This window comes from Desulfosceptrum tomskiensis, from assembly GCF_049818055.1.
Classification (GTDB): domain Bacteria; phylum Bacillota; class Desulfotomaculia; order Desulfotomaculales; family JASEER01; genus JBFLVT01.
The window spans coordinates 941,763-967,000 of the sequence record NZ_CP187479.1; the positions used below are offsets into that span (position 1 = coordinate 941,763).

The 25,238-nt window shown below is 57.3% G+C and carries 26 protein-coding genes and 1 riboswitch; of the genes, 2 read left to right on the forward strand and 24 right to left on the reverse strand.

Features of this window, described 5'->3' with window-relative positions; translation table 11 throughout:
• Positions 1 to 102 precede the first annotated feature (102 nt).
• Both ACPV0M_RS04805 and ACPV0M_RS04810 read left to right on the forward strand, forming a co-directional pair.
• Positions 103 to 1,704 (forward strand): DAK2 domain-containing protein, encoded by a 1,602-nt coding sequence (locus ACPV0M_RS04805; RefSeq protein ID WP_425621820.1) that lies wholly within the window; start codon positions 103 to 105, stop codon positions 1,702 to 1,704.
• Positions 1,705 to 1,715: 11 nt separating this feature from the next.
• Positions 1,716 to 2,567 (forward strand): DegV family protein, encoded by an 852-nt coding sequence (locus ACPV0M_RS04810; RefSeq protein ID WP_425621821.1) that lies wholly within the window; start codon positions 1,716 to 1,718, stop codon positions 2,565 to 2,567.
• Between the two features lie 18 nt (positions 2,568 to 2,585).
• Here the strand turns inward: ACPV0M_RS04810 and ACPV0M_RS04815 are convergent, their stop codons facing one another.
• From ACPV0M_RS04815 to mqnE, 24 genes are all read right to left on the reverse strand, one after another.
• Positions 2,586 to 3,650: a pilus assembly protein TadG-related protein gene (locus tag ACPV0M_RS04815; protein ID WP_425621822.1), complete on the reverse strand. Its 1,065-nt coding sequence runs from the start codon at positions 3,648 to 3,650 to the stop codon at positions 2,586 to 2,588.
• Between the two features lie 10 nt (positions 3,651 to 3,660).
• Positions 3,661 to 4,056 carry a TadE/TadG family type IV pilus assembly protein gene (locus tag ACPV0M_RS04820; protein ID WP_425621823.1) on the reverse strand — a complete coding sequence of 132 codons (396 nt, stop codon included), beginning with the start codon at positions 4,054 to 4,056 and terminating at the stop codon, positions 3,661 to 3,663.
• A gap of 147 nt (positions 4,057 to 4,203) precedes the next feature.
• Entirely contained in the window at positions 4,204 to 4,371 is a 168-nt protein-coding gene (locus ACPV0M_RS04825) for a Flp family type IVb pilin (protein ID WP_425621824.1), read from the reverse strand.
• Positions 4,372 to 4,560: 189 nt separating this feature from the next.
• Entirely contained in the window at positions 4,561 to 4,725 is a 165-nt protein-coding gene (locus ACPV0M_RS04830) for a Flp family type IVb pilin (RefSeq protein WP_425621825.1), read from the reverse strand.
• Between the two features lie 183 nt (positions 4,726 to 4,908).
• Complete coding sequence (locus ACPV0M_RS04835) at positions 4,909 to 5,565, reverse strand: response regulator (RefSeq protein WP_425621826.1); 657 nt, start codon at positions 5,563 to 5,565, stop codon at positions 4,909 to 4,911.
• A 19-nt stretch (positions 5,566 to 5,584) separates the two neighbouring features.
• Positions 5,585 to 6,718, reverse strand: a complete 1,134-nt coding sequence (locus ACPV0M_RS04840; RefSeq protein WP_425621827.1) for a histidine kinase — start codon at positions 6,716 to 6,718, stop codon at positions 5,585 to 5,587.
• 9 nt (positions 6,719 to 6,727) lie between these two features.
• Positions 6,728 to 7,900, reverse strand: a complete 1,173-nt coding sequence (locus ACPV0M_RS04845; RefSeq protein WP_425621828.1) for a glycosyltransferase family 4 protein — start codon at positions 7,898 to 7,900, stop codon at positions 6,728 to 6,730.
• Positions 7,901 to 8,004: 104 nt separating this feature from the next.
• Entirely contained in the window at positions 8,005 to 8,382 is a 378-nt protein-coding gene (locus ACPV0M_RS04850) for a hypothetical protein (RefSeq protein WP_425621829.1), read from the reverse strand.
• Between the two features lie 257 nt (positions 8,383 to 8,639).
• A complete protein-coding gene (locus tag ACPV0M_RS04855) occupies positions 8,640 to 9,272 on the reverse strand; it encodes an FmdE family protein (protein WP_425621830.1) in 633 nt (210 codons plus the stop codon).
• Between the two features lie 247 nt (positions 9,273 to 9,519).
• Positions 9,520 to 9,870: a 4Fe-4S binding protein gene (locus ACPV0M_RS04860; RefSeq protein ID WP_425621831.1), complete on the reverse strand. Its 351-nt coding sequence runs from the start codon at positions 9,868 to 9,870 to the stop codon at positions 9,520 to 9,522.
• Between the two features lie 100 nt (positions 9,871 to 9,970).
• Entirely contained in the window at positions 9,971 to 11,047 is a 1,077-nt protein-coding gene (locus tag ACPV0M_RS04865) for a nickel-dependent hydrogenase large subunit (protein WP_425621832.1), read from the reverse strand.
• A 32-nt stretch (positions 11,048 to 11,079) separates the two neighbouring features.
• Positions 11,080 to 11,424: an NADH-quinone oxidoreductase subunit C gene (locus ACPV0M_RS04870; RefSeq protein WP_425621833.1), complete on the reverse strand. Its 345-nt coding sequence runs from the start codon at positions 11,422 to 11,424 to the stop codon at positions 11,080 to 11,082.
• 14 nt (positions 11,425 to 11,438) lie between these two features.
• Positions 11,439 to 11,864 (reverse strand): NADH-quinone oxidoreductase subunit B family protein, encoded by a 426-nt coding sequence (locus tag ACPV0M_RS04875; RefSeq protein ID WP_425621834.1) that lies wholly within the window; start codon positions 11,862 to 11,864, stop codon positions 11,439 to 11,441.
• Positions 11,865 to 11,945: 81 nt separating this feature from the next.
• Complete coding sequence (locus ACPV0M_RS04880; protein WP_425621835.1) at positions 11,946 to 12,800, reverse strand: respiratory chain complex I subunit 1 family protein; 855 nt, start codon at positions 12,798 to 12,800, stop codon at positions 11,946 to 11,948.
• A complete protein-coding gene (locus ACPV0M_RS04885) occupies positions 12,800 to 14,662 on the reverse strand; it encodes an NADH-quinone oxidoreductase subunit L (RefSeq protein WP_425621836.1) in 1,863 nt (620 codons plus the stop codon). Before ACPV0M_RS04885 ends, ACPV0M_RS04880 begins: the two co-directional genes overlap by 1 nt.
• A 441-nt stretch (positions 14,663 to 15,103) precedes the next feature.
• Positions 15,104 to 16,249, reverse strand: a complete 1,146-nt coding sequence (locus ACPV0M_RS04890; RefSeq protein WP_425621837.1) for a DUF362 domain-containing protein — start codon at positions 16,247 to 16,249, stop codon at positions 15,104 to 15,106.
• Between the two features lie 237 nt (positions 16,250 to 16,486).
• Positions 16,487 to 17,236, reverse strand: coding sequence for a LysM peptidoglycan-binding domain-containing protein (locus ACPV0M_RS04895; RefSeq protein ID WP_425621838.1), 750 nt, complete (start codon positions 17,234 to 17,236; stop codon positions 16,487 to 16,489).
• 2 nt (positions 17,237 to 17,238) lie between these two features.
• A riboswitch (cyclic di-AMP (ydaO/yuaA leader) is annotated at positions 17,239 to 17,388 on the reverse strand.
• A 59-nt stretch (positions 17,389 to 17,447) separates the two neighbouring features.
• Positions 17,448 to 17,831, reverse strand: a complete 384-nt coding sequence (locus ACPV0M_RS04900; protein WP_425621839.1) for a hypothetical protein — start codon at positions 17,829 to 17,831, stop codon at positions 17,448 to 17,450.
• Positions 17,832 to 17,839: 8 nt separating this feature from the next.
• Positions 17,840 to 19,747 carry a selenocysteine-specific translation elongation factor gene (selB, locus tag ACPV0M_RS04905; RefSeq protein ID WP_425621840.1) on the reverse strand — a complete coding sequence of 636 codons (1,908 nt, stop codon included), beginning with the start codon at positions 19,745 to 19,747 and terminating at the stop codon, positions 17,840 to 17,842.
• A complete protein-coding gene (gene selA, locus ACPV0M_RS04910) occupies positions 19,747 to 21,174 on the reverse strand; it encodes an L-seryl-tRNA(Sec) selenium transferase (protein WP_425621841.1) in 1,428 nt (475 codons plus the stop codon). The genes selB and selA overlap by 1 nt, the downstream gene beginning before the upstream one ends.
• 86 nt (positions 21,175 to 21,260) lie before the next feature.
• Positions 21,261 to 21,938 (reverse strand): DUF4198 domain-containing protein, encoded by a 678-nt coding sequence (locus ACPV0M_RS04915; RefSeq protein ID WP_425621842.1) that lies wholly within the window; start codon positions 21,936 to 21,938, stop codon positions 21,261 to 21,263.
• A gap of 148 nt (positions 21,939 to 22,086) precedes the next feature.
• Positions 22,087 to 23,157 (reverse strand): cyclic dehypoxanthinyl futalosine synthase, encoded by a 1,071-nt coding sequence (gene mqnC / locus ACPV0M_RS04920; RefSeq protein ID WP_425621843.1) that lies wholly within the window; start codon positions 23,155 to 23,157, stop codon positions 22,087 to 22,089.
• Positions 23,150 to 23,995, reverse strand: coding sequence for a menaquinone biosynthetic enzyme MqnA/MqnD family protein (locus ACPV0M_RS04925; RefSeq protein WP_425621844.1), 846 nt, complete (start codon positions 23,993 to 23,995; stop codon positions 23,150 to 23,152). The genes mqnC and ACPV0M_RS04925 overlap by 8 nt, the downstream gene beginning before the upstream one ends.
• Complete coding sequence (mqnE, locus tag ACPV0M_RS04930) at positions 23,995 to 25,098, reverse strand: aminofutalosine synthase MqnE (RefSeq protein ID WP_425621845.1); 1,104 nt, start codon at positions 25,096 to 25,098, stop codon at positions 23,995 to 23,997. Before mqnE ends, ACPV0M_RS04925 begins: the two co-directional genes overlap by 1 nt.
• Between the last annotated feature and the right edge of the window lie 140 nt (positions 25,099 to 25,238).

Below are 25,238 nucleotides of genomic sequence, written 5' to 3' on the forward strand. Positions count from 1 at the left end.
AGCACCAGTTAAAATTAGCGGTGACTCTAACAGTTATCCGCCTCAAAGAGGAAATGCTGGCAGCCTGGTCGAAACCTCATGCAGGAAAGGAGAAGCTGTCCTGTGGCGGTCAATACCATTAACGGAGCACAACTGCAAGAGGTCTTGGCGGCGGGCGCCACCAGGTTGGCGCGCTTGCGCCAGGAAATCGACGCGCTGAACGTTTTTCCCGTTCCCGACGGCGACACGGGAACCAACATGTACCTGACCTTTATCGCCGCTCTCCAGGAAATAGGCACTGTCAAAGAGCCTTCCATCGCGGCCGTGGCCGAGGCCGCCGCCAGAGGGGCCCTCTCAGGCGCAAGGGGCAACTCGGGCGTTATTTTGTCCCAGTTGCTGCACGGTTTCGCCGAGAGCCTGGCCGGAAACGCTGCGGCAACCACCGCGGATATCGCACGAGCCTTGCAGCAGGCCGCTGAAACAGCCTACCGCTCGGTGGGACAGCCCGTCGAAGGAACCATCCTGACCGTCGCCCGCCGCGCTGCTGAAGCAGCCGTTTACGCCGCCAAACGGAGTTGCGACCTTCGCCGGTTAAGCCTGTATACCTATCGGCACGCAATGCTAGCCCTCAATGAAACCCCCGACCTCCTGCCCGTTCTGAAAGAAGCGGGTGTCGTCGATGCCGGCGGGAAAGGTTTTGTCGTCATTTTTGAAGGCATTTTACAGACTTTCCGCAACCGCATGTCCAGCGGGGAACTGCTGAACGCGGCTCCCGACTTCGGCGTCGAACAGCCTAAATCAGTCCCCGCCGCGGAGTATCACGGCGATATCGAGTTCGCCTACTGTACCGAGTTCATCGTTAAGGGGTCCGACCTCGTACCCGATACGTTACGTTCGGAATTGACGGGTCTCGGTGATTGTCTGATGGTCGTCGGCACACCTGATACCTTAAAGGTCCACATCCATACCAATCATCCCGGTACCGTCCTGGAGACCGGTCTCCGCCATGGCGCGCTGATCAACATCCAGGTCCACAACATGCGCGAACAGCACGCCAGGCTCCAACAGGACAAGAAACCGATCGGCATCGTGGCCGTGGCGCTCGGCGAAGGAATCATCAGCATTATGGACAGCATGGGCACCGACGCCGTCGTCAGCGGCGGACAGACGATGAACCCGAGCACGGAAGAGATCGTCCGGGCCGCCGAAAACGTGCCTTCAGACAACGTTATCGTGCTCCCCAACAACAAGAACGTGATCCTCGCCGCCCTGCAGACCAAGCAGATCGCCAAGAAAAACATTGAGGTTATTCCGACAACCACCATCCCCCAGGGGTTGGCCGCCCTGCTGGCTTATAACCCCGAAGAATCCCTGGCGGCCAACGTCGAGCGCATGCAGGAAGCGGCGGCCGCCGTCAAGACGGGCGAGGTCACCCGCGCCGTGCGTGACGCCGCCCTCAACGGCCTGCAAATCGCCGCCGGAGAATACCTTGGCATCGCCGAGGGCAACCTCGTCAAGGGCTCCACCCTCCTGGACGCCGTACGTCAGGTAGTCAACGCCCTGGCGACCGGTGCCGACCTGGTGACCCTCTACCACGGCGCCGAGGTTACGGAGGCCGAGGCGCAGAACATCCTCCAGGCGCTGCAGGACGAAATGCCCGAAGTCGAATTCGAACTGTACTACGGTGGACAGCCCCTGTACCACTTCATCATTTCTCTGGAATAGGTGGGAAGAGCATGCCAGGAGTACGTATCGTCACCGACAGCACCGCCGACATTCCGCCGGCACTGGTTGCCAGTCACAACATCACCGTTGTCCCCTTAAAGGTCCTCTTCGGCCAGGAGGTGTTCCGCGACGGCGTCGACATCTCAATCGACGCCTTTTACGAGCGTCTGGTTAAGGAAAAGTCTACTACCTCGCAGCCCTCGCCTGGCGAATTCCTCGAGGTTTACTCCCGTCTAACGGAGAACGGGGACAGCGTGATCTCCGTGCACATCTCGGCCGCTTTGAGCGGAACGATGCAGTCGGCCCAACTGGCCCGTTCCATGCTGCCCGACCGGGAAATCGAAACGATCGACAGCCGGCTGACCAGCATCGCCCTGGGCATGATCGTCCTGGAAGCGGCGCGGGCGGTTGAAGAGGGCCTGGATCACGGCGCCGTCTCCGATCTCGTTCACCGGTTAATGGAGACCACCGAGGTGTATTTCATGGTCGACACCCTGGAGTACCTGCAGCGCGGGGGGCGCATCGGCAAAGCCCAGGCCCTGTTGGGAACGCTGTTAAACGTCAAGCCGGTGCTCCAGCTCAAAGACGGCATCGTCCAGCCTTTTGAAAAGGTCCGCGGCCGGGCCAAGGCCCTGGACACCGTCGTGCGCACCGCCGTCTCCGCTTCCAACAAGTACGGTCCTCTCAACTACACCATACTGCACGGCAACGTTCCGGAGATCGCCCGGGAACTCGAAGAGAAGCTGGTCGCCCAACTGGGGTACGAGCCTTACCTGGCCTGCCGTGTCGGTTCGGTGATCGGCACCCACACCGGCCCCGGTGTGGTCGGACTGGTCTTCCACCCCCGCAGTGCCTTAACCTGAACGAGATAGCCGCAGCGGCTAGCCGACCAGGCGTACCGTTTCGTCGCAGGGTACCGCCTCGGTATTCGTCTGTCTGCCGTTAATGGTAAAGGCGCCGTTGCAAAGGATTTCGTAACTAATAATCCGGCCGTTCACCACCGCGCTGCCGTTAAGGGTTATTGAACCATTGGGCGCGTAAATAATGCCGTCCATTCGCGACGAACCGTTTTGTCGGATATCCCCGTTGACACTGTAGATGAAGATTGAATCCGCTCCTGTTATCTCGTGGGCGCCGTTGAAGGTGATGTCTCCGGTGGCGATTATGCACCCCTTGCCCCTGAAGCTGCCGTTAATGATTAAGTCTCCATTCACAAAAATCGTTTCATCCGTCAGATAGCGCCCGTTTAAGGTTGTATTACCGTTATATATATGGCCTGGGGCGGATTGAGCCTTGGCCATTAATTCGTCCTTGTAATCAGGCATGGGGATGATATCCGATCCTTCCCGTGTCAGCACCGGATCTCCACTGCCATTCTGCCAACTGCTGCCGGTAAGCCGAATTTCATCAACAGCACTTAACAGTCCCGTTATCACTCCGCTCCCATTTCCTCTGAACCCGTCGTTGGTATGCACGCTGCCGTCAATGTACGGTGACCCGTTGACGCGCAGCAGGTCGATTTCGCTGCCCGAAAACATGGCCCAGTCAAAGACGGGATGCAGACCGCCCTTTTCCGCTATAGCGGTGGCGCTTATAACCACGTTGTTGTAGCCCAGCACGGGAGCAAACAGGAAGTCAACGTCCCTAGACGCTTTGACGATGATCCTCCGGTTGTTTTTCTCGTAGTTAATTTGCAGGTCGTTAATCCCGTTTTGTCCGGCAAAATACCGGGCGCGGGCATCGGCGGCGCTCGTCGAGGGCAGTTCCCAGGCGCCGGCGATCGCCGCGGCGTCCGCCGCCTGAGCCGCCCTGGCTTTCCACAACGCCATCTGCCCCACGTCGACGGTCAATACCACAAAACCGATTAGGGCGACCAGGGCCCCGCAGACCAGGACCAGAGCGGAGCCCTTCTTTTCCTGCAGTAAACAAGCTATCTTCTTTACCATCCTGTTTACCTCACTCAACGCGCATCGTCGCTTTAGCATTTAGCGGAAACGGGTTGGGAGCAATGCCGGACAGGACAGGCGTAACCAGCGAAACGCCGTAACCAACCGTCACGGTGACTTCCCCTCCGGGCGCTCGTACACCTTCGGCAGGCCGGACCTCGATATCAAGCGCGCCCCCATCCAGGGGAGGCGAACACATATCCTTTACACTCTGGGTTATTTGCGCATCCGTTTTTCCTACAGCTCCCAGCCTTGCCCCTTCCCTGGCGGCGTTGGTTATTACCAGCGATGCCGAGAAAACGCGCCCAAACTCAATGGTGCCAAAAAGCAGCAGCAGCAAAAGAGGCAGGATTAAGGCGAATTCCACCAGCGACTGTCCCTTCTCGCCGCGCCACAGACTCCGCATTGCAACCACCCCGTCCGAAGAGCTTGTTTGATCCCGCCACCGCGATACCGTTACGGGGAATGCTCCCCTTTCCTAGCAATCAACCCTACCCGCCGATTGAACGAGTAGGGTTGACGGTTGCATTCTTGTACAGATCTACTTTGAATGTTAGTTGTTAAGCGCGTTGTTGACTTGTTCAAATTTATTATTAACGCTGCTTCCGATGGCTCTTAGCGCAATAATTACGACAATTGCAACCAGCGCTAAAATGAGGCCGTACTCAACCATACCCTGCCCGGAATCGTCCCGTATCAGTCTTTGAACAAGTTTATCCATTCGTGATGTCCCTCCTTAAAAGTATTTTCTTTTATCTTATAAGCTCAACGCGTGTCCGCAATCGGCCGTCAGTCTCATCCTTGCGGCGCCGCCTGTCCGGTTCTCTTAAGGACGAAAGTCCCACCTGAACAACCTAATTAAAACAACGTGAGTTTTGGCTTATATTGTAAACTCGCAACACGAAACCGATTATAAACTATTGGCAACCTTTTCGTAGAGATTATTTTTAACGGAAACGGCCATAATCTTTAAACCAGCTAAAGCTATCAGCGACATCAAAGCCAGTACTAGACCGTACTCGACCATTCCCTGCCCGCTTTCCTCTTTCCACAGGCAACCGATGGTTTTAAACAAGGCGGGTCACCCCCGTGTCTTTTTCTTTATCATCCTACGGCCGATATGCAGAAACAATCGGACCCTTGGCCCGAAAACAGTTCCAATGTGCTCAAAATTAAAAAGGACGTTGGTCCTACCAGCAACAAAAAAGGACCCACGCTGAGGTCCTTTACGCGAGCTTTAGTTAGGAATGGCGTATTGCTATACCTGGGCCAACCTGTTCTTGATGGCGTAAAGCGCGGCCTGGGTACGGTCGGTGACGCCGATTTTCTGAAAGATGTTCGTGAGGTGATTCTTGACCGTTTTTTCACTGATGTAGAGGCGGTTGGCGATGGCCCGGTTGGACTCGCCCTGGGCCACCAGTTGCAGGACTTCCACTTCTCTCTCGGTCAGGTTGTCGGGATAACCGTACCGGGGGACTGGCTGGTAGAGCCTGTTGAACTCCTGAAAGACTTTGCTGACCAACGCAGGGGGGATAAAGGACTCGCCTTCAGCGACACGGAGGATCGTCTCGATCAGGAGGTCCGGGCTGATGTCCTTGAGAACGTAACCGGAAACCCCGGCCCTGATCATTTCAAAAAGATACTCTTCCTGGTCGTGAATGGTCAGGGCGATTACTCCGACGTTGGGTTTCAGCTCCTTGATAATGCGGCACGTCTCAATGCCGTTTTTCCCAGGCATATTGACATCCAGGAGAGCGACGTCGACATCCTGGTTCCTAACAAGACTGATCGCCTGATCCCCATCGGCGGCCTCACCGACCACTCTGATCCTTGGCTCGGTCGACAGAACCTTACGCAAGCCCTCGCGGATCAGGGCATGGTCATCGGCCATTATGAGCTTGACGACCCGCGGCAATGTTTTCCCTCCCGCTCGGTTATCGGTTTTGGACGGGTACGACAACCTTGATGGTTGTCCCATGGCCCGGCTTGGAAATAACGCTGAGGTGTCCCTGAAGGATCTGTACCCTTTCGCGGATTCCCACAAGTCCGTAACCCCCCTTGTCTCCCGGCCTGATTTTGTCTACGTCGAACCCCTTGCCGTCGTCCTTCACCATAACGCTGATTTTCTCCGGCGATACCTCAACCTTGACAAAGACGTGCGCCGCTCGGGCGTGCTTGGCGACGTTGTTCAGCGCTTCCTGGATAATCCGGAAAAGCGCCACTTCCACAATCTGGCCCAGCCTCTCGTTCTTTCCATGAAAAGCCAGGTCGGTCTTCATGTCGTATTGTTTAGCGTATTGCTCAATGAAACGCTTAAGCGCCGGGGCCAGGCCTAGGTCGTCGAGAACCATCGGCCGGAGATCAAAAATAATCTTCCTAACGTCGTCCAGGCTGGCACGGACCAAATCCTGCAGGCCTTTAAGCTCGCTCTTCAACTGACTGGGATCCTTGTCGATGAGCCTGGCGCAGTAGTCGGCCCGCATCACGATATTGGCCATGGACTGTGCGGGTCCGTCGTGGATCTCCCTCGCCACCCGTTTCCGCTCTTCTTCCTGCGCCTCGATAACCTTGAGCCGCAGTTTCTGAAACTGGTTCACCTCGTCGAGCCGATCGCTCAAGTCCTGAAACTCGTTGTTCATATAGTTCAGGACCACCCCCACCTGGGACATCAAGCGCTCGGCCTTATCCTGCGATTCTTTGACCCGCTCGATGCCCTTGAGCAGCTCTTCGTAGCGGCAAGATATGACCTGGTAGTTGGCCCGGAGCTCGATCAGCTCTATTTGCAGCTTCTGGGCATGCTCATAAGCCCGTCTAATATCTTCTTCGCTATAATGTTTAAAATCTTTACTGACTTCCATCAACAGAAGGCGCGCTTCGTAGTCTTTTTCGGCCAGCTCGTCGATCTTGTGCCTCAACATGGCCTTTTCCTCGGCAATGGCGTTAAGCTTCGCCCTCAGTTCCTGGGTTTCGGCCTGCGCCCGCGCTACAATGCCGAAAATCTCTTTCTTACTGTCCTCTATGGCCTGCAGGGTCCGGCTTACAATCGAATCAAGGTTGTCCTGGACCATTCCCCGGAATTACCCTCCCCGGACCATTTTCTGCTGTATCCGACCGGTAAGAAGTTCCTGGTAGACATTGATCAGCTGCGCCGCCATCGCTCCGGACGAGATACTTTCGGCGTTCATCAGAGCCTTCCGGCTGAAACGCCCGTACAAATCTTCATTGGTAAGAAGCTGCAGGAGCCGGCTGACAAAGACGTCCTCGTCCGGGGGAGTCAAAAACCCGTCCTGGCCGTCCTCGATCATCTCGCTCACGCCAAAGGCGTCGATGGCCACCGCGGGCAGGCCGGCCGCCTTTGCTTCGCCGATCACCAGACCCTGCGTCTCGGTCATGGACGCAAAGACAAAGAGGCGGGATCCCGCATAGCAGTGGGCCACGTCATCCATCGACAGCGGCCCCGTAAAAATCACCCTGTCACTTATGCCCTTTTCGGCAGCCATTTCTTTCAACTGTTGGGTTTGCGGCCCGCCGCCTACGAGGACGAGCCGTACCGGCTGGCGGTACACCCGCAACAGCTTGTCAAAGGCCTTGAGCAGAAACTCGACGTTCTTTTCCAGGCCCAGCCGCCCGACAAAAAGGAGCACTTTCTCGTCAGCCCCGATGCCGTACCTTTCGCCCAGCCAACCGGGATCACCGTGCCTGAAGTCATCCAGCTTGATTCCCGTGGGTAATTTTCTTATCGGGACTTTGACGCCCAAATCGCGGATATAGTCGCCAATCACGTTGCTCGGGACGAGGATCAGATCGCACCGGTTGCAAAAACTGCAGGCCAGATGCCGGGTTATTTTCTTGGTCAGGTTCTGCGCCAGGGGCACGTAGTGCACGTAGTGATCATACATGGTGTGGTAGGTAAAGACGACGGGAACACCGATCTCCCGGGCGCACTTAAGCCCCAACCGCCCCAACAGGAAGGGAGAGTGCACGTGGACCAGATCGATCCTCAAGCGCCTTAGAGTCGTCTTCAGCCTGATGGAAAAAGGGATCGCGATGTTGAACCCCGGATTCGTCGACGGGAGGGAATAGAAGCGGAAAACCTTCCCGTGTTCTTCCCTCTGCGCGCTCCCGTACCGCGGCGCAAAAATATAAACGCAGTGTCCCCTGGCAGAGATTTCTTCGGCAAAGGTATCGATGGAGCGCACCACGCCGCTCGTCCAGGGGCGGTAACTGTCCGTGAAAACGGCGATGTTCACAAGGTCCACTCCTTCCATCGCCTTATGTAATCATTTCGACATTTTAACTGTTTATTCCTGTTTTTGCATTACCCGTTAACACATTCTATGCGTACAAGCCCGGTTTAAGCTTTGTGCAAAGATGCTACGCACTCGACATGCCCGGTATGGGGGAACATGTCAACGGGCTGAACGTGGGTCACCGCATACCCGGACCTGCTGAAGTCTCCCAGGTCCCTGGCCAGTGTTGCCGGATCGCACGAGACGTAGACCATCTGGCGGGGTTTAAGATCGATAAGTGCCTCTCTCACCCTCGGAGAAAGGCCGCTCCTCGGTGGGTCAACGATTACGGCTTCAACACCCGCATTCAGCGCTTGCGCTTCATCGCTTGTAAGATAGTCTTCGGCGGGCGCGCTGATGAACCGGGCATTAAATACGCCGTTCAAAACAGCGTTTTCCCTCGCCAGCGTGACAGCCCTTTCATCGCCTTCGACGCCGGTCACCGCGCCCGCCGTCCCGGCAACGGCAATGGAGAAAAGCCCTACGCCGCGCCATCTTACCTATTGTATCCAAAAACGAAAATTACCCTTGCAGAGCAGAACGCTGAGCCTGTTGAAAAAAATAGGGGCTGTTCAAAAACGAGCATGGCGCGAAAGGCGAAGCCGGCCAGCGCGGAGCGTACTGGGTGGTACGTGAGAGCACTGGGCGGCGAGCCTGACAAAGCCAGGCGCAGTTTTTCAACAGCCCCACGCTCAATCCATTAGGATTGAGCGTTAGGGTCGGCAAAACAGGACGGGCATACTATCTTACCCGCCTGCACCCTGGCCCGCGTTTCCATCACACCTTCGCCGCACCGGGAGCAAACCACGGTAGGCATTACTTTCGCCCTGCCCGGGACCTCGCCGGTGCCTCTACGGATAACCAAAAGCTCTTCCTCCGGTGTTTCAAGTAGGCGGTCCGCTTCCTGCTCACGAAGCCGGAGCATCCGGCGCTGTTCCTCCGTCGTCAGTACGCCGCTTTCCGCCTTCTCCCTTAAAGCGCGCAGTTCCGCCGGAGCGGACATCGCGGCCGGTTTAACGGCCACCCTGACAAATTCACCGGTGTCTCTCCGCATCAGCGTGTAGACGTGCTTACCGTAATCACGCAACAAAAGGTTACCCTTTCCCAGCGTGCATCCGGTCACCACCTGAATGGCGTCAACCCCGCAGGCATCGTTCTCGACAACGGCCACGAGGTTCTCGTCGCCAGAGGTCAGGCCGATTTCGCGCATCCCGGCCTCGGCGGCGCGGAAACCTACAACAAGACCCGGACAGACGTGGCCGTGAAAGTCGAGTGTTTTTTCCCAGGGTGTTTGCATGCACATTAAGACATCACCTTCCAAGGAAATCGTCATCGGCTCTCCCACCTACTACGGTACCATAACGGCGGAGATCAAACAACTTCTCGAAAGCAGCATCAGGTTGCACGGAAAGCTGAACGGCAAAGCAACAAGTAACTCTCCCCCCGCCTGAGATTGGAACCCCAGTGTCCCACACCCGACACCATATGCACAAGCCCCTAAGGAAAAATGGCATTCCCGTACGGGAATGCCTTCGAATCCTACTGCTTACTACTTACAGCGGGGGCCGGTTGACCGGCCCCTATACGGGTTGGTCCTCCCGGAAGTGCGTAACCTTTTTGTAGGACGGCTGCGCGTGCCGGTCGAACATCATTACCGCGCAGCACGGGCACATTTCGACGCACTTCCCGCAGTATATGCAGGAAAACGGGTTGTAACCCAGAGTAATGTCGCCATCCTTGCGGGAACCGCGCATGGTGATCGCGTTGGCAGGGCAGCCGCGGGCACACATCCCGCAGTAGCAGCATTTGTCCTCGTAGAATACTACCTCTCCCCTGGTGCCGGGGAAATTCTTGGGCTCCGTAAAAGGATAGGGAAGGGTCGCCGGCTTGGTCAATAAGTTGCGCATAACATTTGGCACCATGATAGGCATTATCAAGGTCCCCCGTTCAAATAAAGAGGTCTGAGGCCAAATGCCTGAGGTCCGAATAAGGAAAACCGTTGTTGTTTTTCAGACCCTTTTGAAGCTGGTTTTAGCGCTCGGTGCAGGCAATACAGGGGTCGATGGACAGAACTATAACCGGGACATCCGCCACCTCGCACCCAGGTAGCATCGCCAACAGCGGAGGTATATTCGAGAAGGTAGGCGTCCTCACCTTCAATCGTTCGAGAAAGGCGCTGCCATTTCCTTTCCCGAATTCAAAGAGTTCCCCTCTCGGCTGCTCGACGCGCATGACCGCCTCGCCTTTGGGGAATCCCTTAACCTTGACCGCCAACTCGCTGTCAGGGAGGTTTTGAACGGCTTTCACGACCAGTTCTGCCGACTGGTAAACCTCGCGCGCCCGCACCAGAGCCCGGGCATAAGAATCACAGCCCTTTTCGACGATCGGTTCAAAACCCAATTCGCCGTAGGCGGCGTACCCGGTCTGGCGCACGTCCCAGGCCCATCCGCTGGCGCGGAGAGTAGGACCGACAGCACCGAGGCTCCAGGCCTGATCCTTGGGCAGCATGCCTTTTCCCACCGTACGTGCCTTGATCGTGTAATCCTTGACGAAGACCGGATAAATGGCATCGTATTGGCGCTTGAAATTGTTCATCTTGTCCAAGACCGTTTTCGCCATGTCCTCGTCGATGTTCCGCCGGACGCCGCCGATGACGCAGGAAGACTGGATAATCCTCTGCCCGGTGGTCATTTCCATAATGTCCAGGATGACCTCGCGCGCTCTCCAGCACTGCATGAAAAGACTTTCAAACCCAAACGCGTCCGCAAACAGGCCCAGCCACAACATATGGCTATGGATACGCGAAAGCTCGCTCCAGGCCGTCCGTAAGTATTTCGCCCGCGGCGGCACCTCAACGTTCATTATCTTTTCAATCAGCTGGCAATAACTCAAGGCATGGATGAAGCTGCAAATCCCGCAGATACGCTCGCACAAAAAAACATTATTGCCAAAAGGATTTTTCTCAGCGCCCTTCTCAATCCCCCGGTGCATAAAACCGATAACGGGGGCGGCCTCGACGACCCGCTCGTCCTCGCAGGTCAGTTGCAGCTGAATAGGTTCGGGCAGTACGGGATGCTGAGGACCGAAGGGAAAGGTAACTCGAGCCATACTTTCTCCCCTCCAACCGCCATCAAAAGGCGCTAAGATTTGCAAAGCGGCGTCTCGGGGCTGTCCCCGGCAAGGATCATCCGTCCCTTAAAGTCGATCACCAAGCCGGTTATCTTCAGCCCGAAAAACTCCCGCATCTCATTTTCGATCAGCGCTGCAGTCAGCGTGATTTCGGAAATGCTGGGTATCTCCTCGTCCTTGTCGACCTTAAACCTGACGTTAATGGTGTCGTGCTCTTTCTGAAAGTGATAAATCAGCTCAAACTTATCCTTTTCGTCCAGGCAGGTCGCCGTGGCCAGTCGCGCTCCCTCGTCGACAAACCTTTGCACCGTGACAAGGAGATCGTCTTTACCGATAAAGATGTCCTCCATCAACATCACCTCAAACCCCTTTACTTAGTCTTCTTCAGCTTCTCCAGGGCCAACACGACGCTGTCGATGATGGCCTCCGGCCGAGGAGGGCATCCCGGCACATAGACGTCAGCAGGAATGACTTTGTCGATGCCACCCAAGACATTGTAGCAGTTATGAAAAATGCCTCCCGTAGCCGCGCAGGAACCGATTGCCAGGACGATCTTGGGGTCCGGAATCTGGTCGTAAAGGTTGGCCAGCACACGCTGATTGCGTTTGTTGACCGGCCCTGTCACGGCCAGGATATCGGCGTGTTTAGGGTTACCGATGTTCAAGATTCCGAAACGTTCCACGTCATAGAGCGGCGTCAGGCAAGCCAGCAATTCAATGTCACAGCCGTTACAGCCGCCACAGCAAAAGTGGACGATCCAGGGCGACTTAACCCGTGATTTAGTGATGAGCCCCATACCTACACTCCTCCCCCAGGGACCGGCTCAACAATTAACAACGGTCCCTGGCTTTTGCAACCTCTCCACCGACTCAACCCTTTAACCGGAAAACTGAACAACCAGGATGTTGATGACGATAAGGCTTACGCCAACCGCCCAACTGGCTGCCACCATCCAGGACCAGCGCAGCCTGGCTGCGATGTTGTCAAGCAAAAGCTCCAGCAAAAAGCAGCCCAGGGCCAGCAAGATCCCGACCCAGAGCGGCTGAGCCCAGAACAGGGCCAGGAACCCGAGGATGAGGACCAGTTCATACCAGTGGGTAAGCTCGATAAGGGCAAGGAAGGGACCGGAATACTCGGTATAAACCCCTCTTACCAGTTCCTGGTGGGCGTGCTCCGACGCCGCGATATCGAACGGCGATTTGCGCATCTTGATGCCGAGGGCGATCAACACGGCCAGGAAGGCCAGTGGCAGGCTCGGCAGCAGCGGCTCGCCAAAGGCGAATACCCCCGAAGCTAAAAAAGTTCCCGTCTTCAAAAAGACCGCCACCGCTGCCAGCAGCAGGATCGGTTCATACGACAGCATCTGAATGATTTCCCGGGACGCTCCCAGGTGGGCGTACGGCGACTTGACGCTGAAAGCGCCGAAAGCCAGGGAGGCGCCGGCAAAAGCCAGCACGAAGAACATGACCAGCAGGTCCTGTCCCAGGAAAAGCATCAGTACGGCGGTAACGGTAAGGATCAGGTAAGCCCAGGCCCAGATCAGGGTCTCGCGCGAGGTGACTATACGCGATTTGCCCAAGAGCTTGAAAAAATCGTAAAACGGCTGAAGAATCGGCGGTCCCATCCGGCCCTGCATGCGAGCCGTGATCCTCCGGTCGACGCCTCTCAGCAAACCGCCCGCAACGGGGGCCGCAAACAGCGCCAGAGCAACGGCAATCAGGTCGTAGACCATTACATGACCACCCCCGCAAAGAGTACTGCCAGCAGGACAACCCCGGCGACGTTCATCCATGTGTTCAACGCCTTTTCGCCAAAAGCCTTTTCCCAATATAGCCCTCCCGTCGCTACGGGAACGGCGGCTTCAGCAACCGAGGAGAAAGCCGCGGCGTCGGATTCGATGTTGGCGCCGCACAGGTATACAGGGCGAAATTCCTGACGTCGGACCTTGATCAGCAGAATAGGCACGACGAGAGCCACAATGACCGAAAGGAACAGGGGCAGGGGCATAAACAATCCGAAGCCCGATTTCAGGTTACTCCCCGATGTGTCGAAGGCCTCCTTATACCCCATCCCCACCTCAGCCGGGTTAATCAACTGAGCTACCAACGGGCCGATGAATATGCTGAGGACCACGACAGCGGCGATCAACAGGGTTACCGTGCCGTACGCCAGGAAATCGCGGTGCTCTCCGGGGCTTAAAGTAACCTTCCTAAAGTCCAAGTGGCTCATCATTCGGCCTATCCACTTGGTCCAAAAAACAAGGGAAGCGGCACTGCCGATCACGAGCATCGTCACGATCAAGGAGAACCAGGCCGAACTCGGCACGGCCGCCGCCTCGATGCCGGCCCACTTGGCGACGACCACCCCGAAGGGCATGAACAACATCGAGATCATGCCGATGATCGCCGTTCCAGAAATCACCGGCAGGCGCGCCAGCAGGCCTTCCATATCTTCGATGTCGCGGCTGCCGATCTGCTGTTCAATAATCCCTACGGCCATAAAGAGCATACCTTTGGAAATGGCGTGGAAGATAATCATCAGGATCGCCGCCGCGATAGCCAGGTTCGTATTGATTCCCGCACAGCACACGATAAGTCCCAGGTTGGAAATCGTCGAGTAGGCCAGCACGCGTTTGGAGACGCGCTGGCTGATGGCAACCAAGGCTGTAACCATGAAGACAAAGGCGCCGAAAATGGCGATGGCCACGGAGAGCTGAGTGCCCTCGTATCCTGGCGCCAGGCGCAGGACGAGATACACGCCGGCTTTGACCATTGTGCTTGAATGCAGGAGAGCGGATACAGGGGTCGGAGCGACCATAGCTCCCAGGAGCCAGCCCTGCCACGGAACCTGAGCGGCTTTCGTGAAACCGGTGAAACAGAACAAGGCCAGGGGCAACAGCACAGCAGGCCCGACAACGCCGAATTTCAGGACTTCGTCGACAAGCAGGGTTCCCGTAGCCTCGAAACACAGGATCATCCCGGCCAGGAACGCTACCCCGCCCACCATATTCATCCACAAGGCGCGTTCGGCCGAGACCCTGGCTTCATCAGTCAAATCGTGTCCGATTAACTGGAAACAGCAAAGGGTGGTGATTTCCCAGAAGAAAAAGAGCAGCAGCAAATCGTTGGCGAAGACGAGCCCGTTCATTGCGCCGAGAAGACCGATCAGGAAGAGGAAGAAGACGGGTTGTCGTGTCCTGGTCAGCTTCAGGTGTTCTTCGTGATGACGCATATAGTCTATGGCGTAGATGGCAATCAAGGCGCCGACGACGGAAATGACGAGCGCCATTATCACGGCAAGGAGATCGACGTACAACGCCCTTTCTGTTGCCCATTCCAACGGCAAAACGCCAAACCGCAGGTACGCCAGTAAGATCAACTGGAGCAGGCCCAGTCCCCCGACGAGGGTATTCTTCCGCATGTACCCGACATACAAAAAGTAGGCCACCAGAGCAAAATCACCAATAAGCGCAAGCACTTCCCAGACGGAGCTGGGCGAGAAGACAATCGGGCCTTGATCGAGCACGCCGAACAATAGCATAAAGGAAGCGCCGATCAATACCAGCGACGGAACGATGATCAAAGGCCTACGCAAGCTTCCATCCCTTACAGCCAAGCCCACTAACCCCGTGGCAAATGGCAGCAGTATCAGGACAGCTATAAGGACCTCTCCAGGCATAAAACTTTACCTCCCACAAGAATCCTACGACGCCCGCAAAATAAAAAAACGAAAACCCCTTCTTTCCCCTCCTTACTATGGAAATGCAAACAACTTCCCGGCGTGTAAAATATAGCAGCTTTCACTAAAATAAAGTACCGCTTTCTTTATCGAAAGGGGAAACGGCGAAACTCTCTGCAATCTGATGGCCAAAGCATTGTGAAAAATAATGCAAAACGCTGATTTAGCTAGCTGGTGAACAAAATTACAAGAACAAATTACTCGAATTCAAAATTGTTAGCATAATTCTAACTTTTCGCCAATTCCTAGTCAAGCTTTTTGCTATTGTATACCGCATACCGCCAGGCGCGCTAAACCCTACCCCACCTTAATCAATTCATATTCCCTCGAGCCCGCTCCAATTTGTTCAGCGTAGGCAAGCTGACGTGTCCAGTCGATACCCGGGTAAAGCACCCTGAACTTGTCCTCCTCGTGTGCCCTCAGGGCCAGCCGCGAGGTTTCCTCCCCCCTGGTTCGGTTAACGAGATCAACGCAGGCCTGGTCCAAAGCAACGGGATCAACAGAAGCCAGGATGCCGATGTCGCGCACGATCGGCGCATCGCTCCAATTGCAGCAGTCGCAATCCGGGGTGACGTTGTTCAAAAAGGTAATGAAACCAGCTTTTCCCTGTTTCTCCTTTAGCACCCCCCAGGCGTACTCCACGATCTTTTCCTGGATGATGTCGGGTTCCGTTTTCCAGTTGATAGCAATGGCCCCCTGCGGGCAGGTTACGGTGCACTCGCCGCACCCGATGCACAGCTCCTCGTTAATCCTGGCCCGTCCAAGCACCAGCCCGTCGGGAGCGCCGTGGCTCTCCGGGGTTTCTTTCTGGATGGTGATGGCCCCGGCCGGGCACCATTTGATGCACTTCCCGCATGCCTTGCATTTCTCCCCGACCGCCGGCAGGATGTCGGAGTGCATCATCTGTTTGCCGCTGCGTGAACCGAGCCCCATTCCCACGTTCTTAAAGACGCCGCCGAACCCTGTAGCCTCATGCCCCTTAAAATGTGTAACCACAAGCAGGGCATCGGCATGCATCACCGCAGTCCCGATCTTGACCGTTTTAAAGTGCTTAAGACCGATCTCGACGTTCATGTAGTCCTTGCCGGTAAGCCCGTCGGCGATGATGAGCGGCGCCCCGGTAACGGCGTAATCGAAGCCGTGGAGAATGGCCGTCTCCAGGTGGTCCACGGCGTTCGCCCGGTACTTGACGTAGAGCGTGTTGGCGTCGGTGAGAAACGGCTTTCCGCCCGCCTTCTTCGCCATGTCGACCAGTTTGCGGACAAACTGCGGGCGGACGAAAGTCGTGTTGCCCCGTTCCCCGAAATGCACCTTAAGAGCTACGAGATCCCCGGGGCTGACGACCCGCATGATCTTGGCCCTGCGGCATAAAAGCTCAAGCTTGTCGAGCATACTGCGCTTGGGGTTGCTGCGCATGTCTACGAAATATACGGGCGACGCCAAACCAGCCACCTCCGCAATTATTATGGGCGTGTCGTGTTTTACCATTCGCCGTCATCGACACGAACACCTACTTGGCTGTAGGCACTAAGCATTAAGCGCTAGGATTGGGACACAAAAAAGGAAGCCGGGTTCAAACCCGGCTTCCTTAATTCGCGATACCCGACGGCCATTGAACTATTCGGAATCGGCGTCGCTGATTCCTACGAGTCCGACAACCGACTGACGACCGACGATCGATCAGGCAAAATGAAAGGCGCCCATCACCAGCTTGAGCGGAAGACTGTGCAGGAACCTGTTTTTTACCCAGGGTTCGAAGAAGTACAGCGCCCCACCGGTCGGATCCCGTCCGTTAAGGGCGTCTTTGGCGGCCCTTATAGCTTCCGGGGATGCCGGACGGTTGATCCACCCGTTAAGAACGGGTTCAAACTGGACCTTGCCGTGCGACCAGTCATAGATTACCCCGGCGATAGTGTTGGGGAACTTGGGACTGGCCACCCGGTTTAAGACAACGGCCCCTACAGCAACCTTGACCAGGTAAGACTGGTCGTCAGCCTCCGCGGTAATGAGGCGGGCCAGCAGGTCGATGTCGGCCCTGCTGACCGTAAAACCGCGCGTCGCCGCGCTGTTTGGAGCAGCGATTGGAATGACGAGGACTTGTCCAGGCCGTATGACTGTAGTCTTCAACCCGTTGGCCCGCTGAATTGCTGCGGCTGTGACCCCAAACTTCTTGCCGATCGTCGTGAGGTTGTCGCCACGGCGAACGGTGTATTTTGTTAAGCGGTCGGGAACCGTTAGCTTTTGGCCGGGGTAAATGATGTCGCCGCGCAAGCCGTTTAATGACTTAATCTTGGCTACGGTGGTGCCGTAAAGCCTGCTGATGCTGTACAGGGATTCTCCGCGGGAAACAGTGTGGGTAGAGGCAAAAGCCGAGCCGGCGGAAAACAGGAGAATCAAAAAGGCAGCCAATACGGAAAAGAGTCGTTGCAAACCATTCCCCTCCTTCAGCCTCCGGGGTTAGTTGACGGGTTCGGGTAGAGGGCACCCTACCGGATTGGGCCGATCCACCTCCTTGGTCCGGATTCACCCCAAGATATCTCCCCCGTACCCCTGGCATGCAGGGGATTCGGCCTATGTCAGGACAATTATACCTGGTATGGCTGGAGTTGTGGGCATGTAATACATGGGCGTCATGCAAAGCCTAACCCTTTTTGCCCAAGGCTTCCAGGAGTTTGTCCACTACCTGCCAGGCGTTGGCGATCAAAAGCGCGATATCGCGGTCACTCGCGGCATCCACGTGCAGGCCGGCAGCCACGACGGACACCTGCCCCGTGTGCCGGGCGAGTTTTTCAGCAACCGGCCTGGCGATCTCGTCGTCTTTATGCCCCACCACGGGGAGAACGGCCACATTGCAGCTCAGGCGGGCGGGATCGTCCATGCTGGGGCGGGGCAGCCCGACGCACACGGCGCCTATATGCGGCCGCTCCCCTCCGGCAATGGTTACCACCAGCCCGTCGCCTGTCAGGCTGGCCGTGAGCTCGACGCGGTGCCTGCCTTCCCCTGCGCGAAAAGATAACTGCTGCATAGCAACCCTCAACCCCTGGCCAGCTTGCGCAGGTCGCCGACCCGCTTTGTAAAACGAATCTGGTCCAGGTACTCAAGAAGCGGAAGAGCGTATTTGCGGGAGGTCTGGAGGATGTCGCGCACCTCGCCCAGGGAAATCTCGCCGTGGGCCCTGATATGCCCGGCGATGGCTTCCTTGGCCCGTTCCAGCGTCTCCTTATGAATAATAATATCCCCGGGCAGCTTAATTAATTGACCCCGCTGGAGGATGTGGTGCAGGTACTCCGGCGCCTCTTTCTCGGACACCCCCGCCCGGGCGCAGGCCTCGGCCCAAGGCGGCGTCTGGATGCCGGCATCGAGAAACTCCTTGAGTAACAATTCTATTTTTTCCCGGTATTGCCCTGGTATATCCCAATCTCCGTAAGGACGTACGTATTTGTCCAGTACAGTAATCATTTCACGATCAGCCAAGGCGTGCAGAAAGCAATTAAAAACCTTACTGTTGATAGCGGCAAATAGTCGGGAACGGAGTTCCTCTTTGGGAAACCCATCTCTTAACGGATAAGTTTCGCAGTAAGCGGAAACCGTTTCCACGATTCTCTTTTGCCAGCTATCAGCCACTTCCCGATCAAGGAAGAGGATGTGCCCTTCGCAGGGAAACGAAAACACGAGGTCCTGCACATCTAATTCTGCAAGGATTCCGCCTACAGTTTCGCCATCAAGACCCGTAGCCTCTTCTATGTCACGAGAACGCAATGGTACGGCTCGTAGCCGAAGAGTCTGCCTCACGACGTCTTCAGGGCTACCCTTCTCAAGCGTCTCCAATGCTTCGATGATATCATGGCGGTGTCTGCGGTGACGCTTGGGATTGGGGTCAATGACGGTACCGCCCCCGATTGTGTACATCGGCGAATAGGAGCGTAACACAAACCTATCTCCCTTGGCAGCTACGGAGGGTTCCTCGAACACCAGCTGGACGTAAGCCTCTTCCCCCGGAATAATCTCATCACGGTCAAGAACGATGAGCCGCCCCAAAATCTCAGCAGCCCCGAGATAAAAGCGTATCCTTGATCGATTTTTGAGAGGCCGCGGTGCATCGGCAAGGACTTCCACTCTGGCGTCGATACGGTACGAAGCCTGTAAACTGCCCGGCGTGGCCAGGACCTGCCCGCGCCTGACCTCGTTGACTTCCACGCCGACCAGGTTGACGGCCACGCGATGACCGGGTCCGGTCTGGTCAACCTTTTGCTTGTGCACTTGAAGGGAACGGATGCGCGCCTCGTGACCCTCGGGCAGGATTGCAACGGTCTCGCCCACGCGCAGCGTCCCCGTGATAAGGGTTCCGGTGACCACGGTGCCGAAACCTGTCACCGAAAAGGCCCGGTCAATGGGCAGACGGGCAGGGCCACCCGGGTTCTTATCGGGGATCTCGCCGGCAAGCCTGTCGATGGCAGCGATCAGCTCCGGGAAACCCTGCCTGGTCACCGAGGAGACGGCAACCATCGGCGCTTTTTCCAGAACGGTCCCGCGCAAGGCCTTGCTTACGTCCTCACGGACGAGCATCAGCCATTCTTCGTCCACGAGGTCGACCTTGGTCAGGACGACGATGCCCCTCTGGATCTGGAGCAACTCGATGATCTCCAGGTGCTCCTTCGTCTGAGGCATAACACCCTCGTCGGCGGCGATCACGAGAAGGACGATGTCAATACCGCCCACTCCGGCAAGCATGTTCTTGATAAACCGCTCGTGCCCGGGAACATCCACGATCCCGGCCCTTGTCCCGCTGGGCAGATCGAGGTAGGCAAAGCCCAGTTCGATGGAGATCCCGCGTTCCTTTTCCTCGCGCAGACGGTCGGTGTCGATCCCGGTGAGGGCCTTAACCAGCAAAGTCTTCCCATGGTCCACGTGCCCTGCCGTTCCAACGATGACGTAACGCATCAAAGCCCCCCCTTTGTCAGGGCCGTCCTGACGGCGGCAGCCAATTCGGGAATTTCGTCGTCGGTCACCGTCCGCACGTCCAGAAGCAGCGTATCGTCCTGGACGCGCCCGATCACCGGCGGCTCGGCCTCCCGCAAGAGGATGATCAGCCTATCCGCCGAAAAGCCGTAGGGTTGTATAGAGACGACGAAGGTCGGGAGTTCGGCCGTAGGCATCGCCCCCCCTCCCACCTGGGAAAAGTCCGGGGCGATCTGGATCTTGGCAAGCTCGTTAACTGCCGAGCCTAATTCTTTTAATAAAAGGCGTGCCCGATCCTGGAGGTCTTCCCTGCGGCTCGTAAGCATGCGCAGGGCCGGAACCGACTGCAAGGCCCGGTCGGGATCCAGGTAGGCCCTCAACGTGGCTTCCAGTCCGGCCAGCGTCAGTTTATCGGGGCGGATGGCCCGCGTGAGCGGGTTTTTCTTCATCTGCGCCACGATAGCGCGCGAGCCTACGATAATTCCGGCCTGGGGACCGCCCAGAAGCTTGTCCCCGCTGAAGGTTACCACGTCGGCGCCCGCCTTAACGGTTTCCTGAACGGTCGGCTCGTAGGGCAGCCCGAAACGGCCCAGGTCGACAAGAAAGCCGCTCCCCAGGTCTGACATTACCGGCAGGCCCGTCTCACGCCCGAGTTCGACCAGTTCCCTGACGCTTGTTTCCTTGGTAAAGCCCACGATGCGGTAGTTTGAGGTATGGACGTGCAGGAGAAGGGCCGTGTCGAGCGTAATCGCCCGGCGGTAGTCCGAGACGTAGGTCTTGTTCGTGGCGCCGACCTCCACCAGCCGTGCACCGCTTTGCGCCATAACCTCGGGAATACGGAAGGAGCCGCCGATCTCGACGAGCTGGCCGCGCGAAACGATAACTTCTTTGCCCTTCGCCAGGGTGCCGAGCGCGAGCAACACGGCGGCGGCGTTGTTGTTGACGACCATCGCGGCCTCGGCCCCGGTAAGCTGCGAGAGGAGTTCCTCAACGAGGAAATAGCGGGAGCCCCGCTTCCCCGTCGCCAGGTCAAACTCAAGGTTCGTGTAGTTGGCGGCAGCGTCCTGGACCGCCTGACGCGCTTCGTCGCTGAGTATGGCCCGGCCGAGGTTGGTATGCAGGACAACGCCGGTGGCGTTGATAACCCGGCGGAGTTTAGGCCGGCCGGCGAGCATAACCTCCCGCATGGCGTCCCTGGTTACGCGTTCAAACATCTCGCTCTTGGCAGGCAGCGGCGTTTCGCCGGGCTCAAGCGATTCCAGGATCGAACGCCGGGCGTGTTCAAGAGCTTGACGGATCGCGCCGACCACCATCTGCCGCGGATACTCCCTGACCCGGGACTCCAGCTCTTTTAGGATTTCGTCTACCGACGGCAGTTGCCTCAGATAATCCTGCCGTTCCAAGGTCATCTCTGCAAACCTCCGTTATCGCACCCATGCGTTCACATTATAGGATGCTTTACCCAAGCAAGACAAGCCACTATCAAGAGCCCGGATCAACCGGCGACCTCCAACACGAGAACGGCCTGCAGGGAGCGTGTCACTTCAGGCTCCGCTGACGGGCACTCGTGGTTCACAACAACCATCCATTTTCCAGGCGCCAGGCTCATTGCGGCTGTTCCGTCCTCCCCCGTTTTGGCGAGGCGCGATATCGGGCGGCCCTCAGCCTGGGCAAAGACTTTACAGTCATTCAACGGGTACCCGTCGTGCTGGACCAGGAGTTCGACTTCGCCGTCGGTGAGCGAGAGCGGGATGATCTCCAGTTCCATGCTGAAGGAACCCGGCCACCGGCTGACCTCCCCGCAGACAACTACGGACTTGGCGAATTTAACGTAATGGACGACGCGCTCGACGTCTACACCGGGGTTGTCCGCTTTCCCGCCCCGGTGAAACCGGCCGTCCCTGTCAACCGACCAGACGCCGTTGTCATACTCGGCCATCAGGACATACACGCCCGGCTCGTCGGCCTTGAAGCTGGCGCCTATCTCCTTGTTGGCCGCAACGGCTTCAAGGCCCATTATGTCTCTTCCCGGCACAGCAAGCTGTATTTTCAAGCGCGTCGGGTCGACCGTCCCATCGCGGTCAAAATAGTGGCCGTAAATCACTGTGCAGTTGACAGTCTCCCCCGGTTCCACCCTGGCCGGGCACCGGAGGTATATGTTGTGTGGGGCCATGGTCCGATACCTCCAAACTAGAGTCTCACCTGTAAGTCTTACTTTTTCACGAAACATCTAAGCACAAACCCAACTAAGTATTAAAGTATCGGAGTGTAAGGTATAGGGTGTAGGGTGTAGGGTGTAGGGTGTAGGGCATAGTGTATCGCTAAAACGTCCTAAGTATCTTGTAGTCGGTCGCGCGCTGGGCCGGGGTGAAACCGGCGTCCTTGATGACGCGGACAATTTCATTCATCGGCACGCGGTAGCTGGCCCCCGCGGCCCGCACGACGTTCTCTTCCAGCATCGTCCCCCCGAAATCGTTGGCGCCGAAGGCCAGAGCGACCTGGGCTATCTTTTCCCCCTGGGTGACCCAGGAAGCCTGGATGTTCGCAAAGTTGTCCAGTACCAGGCGTGCTACGGCAAGCGTCAGCAGGTAGTCGACGGTCGTGGCTGTAGTCACGCCGAGTTCGGTATTGGCCGGCTGGAAGCTCCAAGGAATAAAAGCCGTGAATCCCCCGGTTTCGTCCTGCAGCTCCCGCAGGCGGACCATGTGCTTGACTCGCTCGGCGGGCGTCTCGACAGTGCCGAACATCATCGTGGCCGTGGTGCGCATCCCGATTACGTGAGCCTCGCGCATCACGTTCATCCAGTCCCGCCAGGAATATTTGTGCGGGCTGACCTGGGAACGTACCCGGTCTACAAGGATCTCGGCCCCGCCGCCGGGGAGGGAATCAAGCCCGGCCTCCCTCAATATCTCAAGCACCCTCCTGGTTGAATAGCCGAACTTGCGCGACAGGTGCACGATTTCCGGCGGCGAAAAAGAATGGATCTGAACGTTGTACTCCCGCTTGATGGCCCGCAGCATCCCGGTATAGTAGTCGAGGCCCAGTTCGGGGTGTAGCCCGCCTTGAATCAGCACCTGGGTGCCGCCCAGATCGACCAGCTCCTGGATTTTGGCCAGGATCTCTTCGTAGGTCAGCACGTAAGCTTCCGGATCGCCCTGTTCCCGGAAAAAGGCACAAAAGCGGCAGCGTGACTGGCAGACGTTGGTATAGTTGATGTTACGGTCGATAACAAAGGTAACCAGGCCGCCGGGGTGCTTGCGCTCGCGGATGACGCCCGCAGCTTTGCCGATGGGAATCAGCTGGTCCCGGGCCTCAATGAGCGCCGCCCCCTCGTCCTCGCCAAGCCGCTCTCCGGCAAGGGCCTTGTCCAGAATGGCCTTGATATCAGGCACGCTCTCCCTCCCAGATATCTAATTTCACCCGCTCATCAATCAGGCCGCTTTTGTAGGCATAGTCATAAAAGAGCAGCAGCCCTCGCTGGTAGTCGCGGTCAAAGTCGTGCCGGATCAGGCGGAAATAGTCTTCCAGCACGGCGCGGTCGATGCCGGTCCGGCGGTGGGCCACGTCCAGAAGCGTTGCGGTCTGCAGCGCGCCGAGGTCTCTGGCTTCCAGTAAGGCCCGGCAGACCGCCTGTGTTTCCTCAGGCCTTTCCTCCGCAAACCTGCGCCGGACCATCCAGGTGGCATAGACCATCCTCTCGCCCGTGAACTCCTTCCAGGCCTCGCCCAGGTCGGTAACGTACAGGGGCAGGCGCTGGGCCAGGACGCGCTGGCGGGCGATAATGGCGTTATCCCCGATGATCAAGGCGGCGTCGGCCTGGCTCAGCATGCCGTCAAGGTCATCGGGCTTGGTCTCAAAATCGGCTTCGACATGGTAATAGTGCTGGAACAGTATCTTCAGCAAGACCACCGAGGTCGCCGAGGTATCGGGAAGGCAGACTCTCCTCCCGTCAAGCTCCGTCACCGGAACGCGGCTGAAGAGAAAGATGCTCCCTACCCGGCCGTCCGAACTGACCGAGAGGGGCAGGAGGATGAGCTCTCCCGGGTGCCGCGCGTACTCGATCGACGAGCCCGAAGTGATATCGAGCTCGCCATCCAAAAAAAGCCTGTTCAGCCTGGACGGGACACCCTTGACAAGCTCCACGTCGACCTGGACCTGGCCGGTCTCCAAAGGATAATACACGGGAAGACAGTTCAGGTAATCCACCTGGCCCAACCTGACCCTGGCCACTAAAAGCCCTCCCTGATGACGTTATAAAGCGTGTCGCGCTCAACCGGGATACGCCCTGCCGCCTTGATCTGATTGATAATCTCGTTCTTGGCCATCGCCTGGGCGGTTTCCGCCCCGGCGGAGTGGGTGATCTTTTCCTCTATAACCGTCCCGTCAAAATCGTTGACCCCGAAACTCAGGGAGATCTGGGCTATTTTCGGCCCGATCATGATCCAGAAGGCCTTGATGTGGTCAAAGTTGTCCAGCATCAGGCGGGAGACCGCAAGGACCTTTAGGTCTTCATAACCCGTGGTCCCGGCCGTGACCACCTGCTCCAACTGGGTGCGCCTGGGATGAAAGGCCAGGGGAATAAAAGCCATAAACCCCTTCGTCCGGTCCTGGAGTTCCCGCAGGGCGATCAGGTGGTCGACCCGCTCCTCGATGGTCTCAACGTGTCCGTATAGCATGGTGGCGTTGGTGCGCATGCCGATCCGGTGCGCCGTCTCGTGCACTTCGAGCCACCGTTCGCCGCTGATCTTCTTCGGGCAGACCAACTCCCTGACCCGCGGGGAAAAGACCTCCGCCCCGCCGCCGGGCAGCGAATCCAGCCCGGCCTGGCGCAGGGCCAGCAAGACGTCCTCGATGCTCATGGAGTGTTGCTGCGCCAGGTAGTCTACCTCCACGGCCGTCAGGGCCTGGATAATCACCCCGGGGAGCGCCTCCCTCAACCGGCACATCATTTCAAGATAGTAGTCCAGCGTCAGGTCGGGATGCAGTCCACCGACGATGTGCACCTCGGTGATCCCGAACGGATAAGCCTCCCGGGCCGCGGCCTCGATTTCATCGAGGGTCAGGGCATAAGCCCCTTCACCCCCTTTTTCTTTGCCGAAAGCGCAAAACTTGCACAGGTTCACGCAGATATTGGTCTGGTTGATGTGCCTGTTGACAATAAAAAAGACCCGGTCGCCGTGTTTACGGCGGCGGACCATATCGGCAAGGTAACCTACGGTAAGCAAGTCGTTGCTCTTGAATAAACGTATCCCGTCATTGCGGCTCAGCCGCTCCCCGGCCACGACTTTTTCGACGATGTCCCTCAGGTCGCCCTGCATAAATAAGGCTTGCATTCCGCGCTACACCCACCTTATATACGCCATATACGCCGCTACAAAAAACTTCACATGCTTTGCTTTACTAAGTGCGCTAAGCATTGGCGCTATGCATAAGGGAAATTTCCGTACGAGTGTTACTAACAGCCCGCAGGCGG

Bases quoted from the DNA above. Each gene is read 5' to 3' on its own strand.
- ACPV0M_RS04860 (WP_425621831.1), bottom strand. From the start codon at position 9,870: ATGCCTATCATGGTGCCAAATGTTATGCGCAACTTATTGACCAAGCCG.
- ACPV0M_RS04815 (WP_425621822.1), bottom strand. From the start codon at position 3,650: ATGGTAAAGAAGATAGCTTGTTTACTGCAGGAAAAGAAGGGCTCCGCT.
- ACPV0M_RS04880 (WP_425621835.1), bottom strand. From the start codon at position 12,800: ATGGTCTACGACCTGATTGCCGTTGCTCTGGCGCTGTTTGCGGCCCCC.
- ACPV0M_RS04915 (WP_425621842.1), bottom strand. From the start codon at position 21,938: ATGGCCCCACACAACATATACCTCCGGTGCCCGGCCAGGGTGGAACCG.
- ACPV0M_RS04870 (WP_425621833.1), bottom strand. From the start codon at position 11,424: ATGTTGATGGAGGACATCTTTATCGGTAAAGACGATCTCCTTGTCACG.
- ACPV0M_RS04840 (WP_425621827.1), bottom strand. From the start codon at position 6,718: ATGGTCCAGGACAACCTTGATTCGATTGTAAGCCGGACCCTGCAGGCC.
- ACPV0M_RS04820 (WP_425621823.1), bottom strand. From the start codon at position 4,056: ATGCGGAGTCTGTGGCGCGGCGAGAAGGGACAGTCGCTGGTGGAATTC.
- ACPV0M_RS04865 (WP_425621832.1), bottom strand. From the start codon at position 11,047: ATGGCTCGAGTTACCTTTCCCTTCGGTCCTCAGCATCCCGTACTGCCC.
- ACPV0M_RS04875 (WP_425621834.1), bottom strand. From the start codon at position 11,864: ATGGGGCTCATCACTAAATCACGGGTTAAGTCGCCCTGGATCGTCCAC.
- selB (WP_425621840.1), bottom strand. From the start codon at position 19,747: ATGCGTTACGTCATCGTTGGAACGGCAGGGCACGTGGACCATGGGAAG.
- mqnE (WP_425621845.1), bottom strand. From the start codon at position 25,098: ATGCAAGCCTTATTTATGCAGGGCGACCTGAGGGACATCGTCGAAAAA.
- ACPV0M_RS04855 (WP_425621830.1), bottom strand. From the start codon at position 9,272: ATGACGATTTCCTTGGAAGGTGATGTCTTAATGTGCATGCAAACACCC.
- ACPV0M_RS04825 (WP_425621824.1), bottom strand. From the start codon at position 4,371: ATGGATAAACTTGTTCAAAGACTGATACGGGACGATTCCGGGCAGGGT.
- ACPV0M_RS04900 (WP_425621839.1), bottom strand. From the start codon at position 17,831: ATGCAGCAGTTATCTTTTCGCGCAGGGGAAGGCAGGCACCGCGTCGAG.
- ACPV0M_RS04810 (WP_425621821.1), top strand. From the start codon at position 1,716: ATGCCAGGAGTACGTATCGTCACCGACAGCACCGCCGACATTCCGCCG.
- selA (WP_425621841.1), bottom strand. From the start codon at position 21,174: ATGACCTTGGAACGGCAGGATTATCTGAGGCAACTGCCGTCGGTAGAC.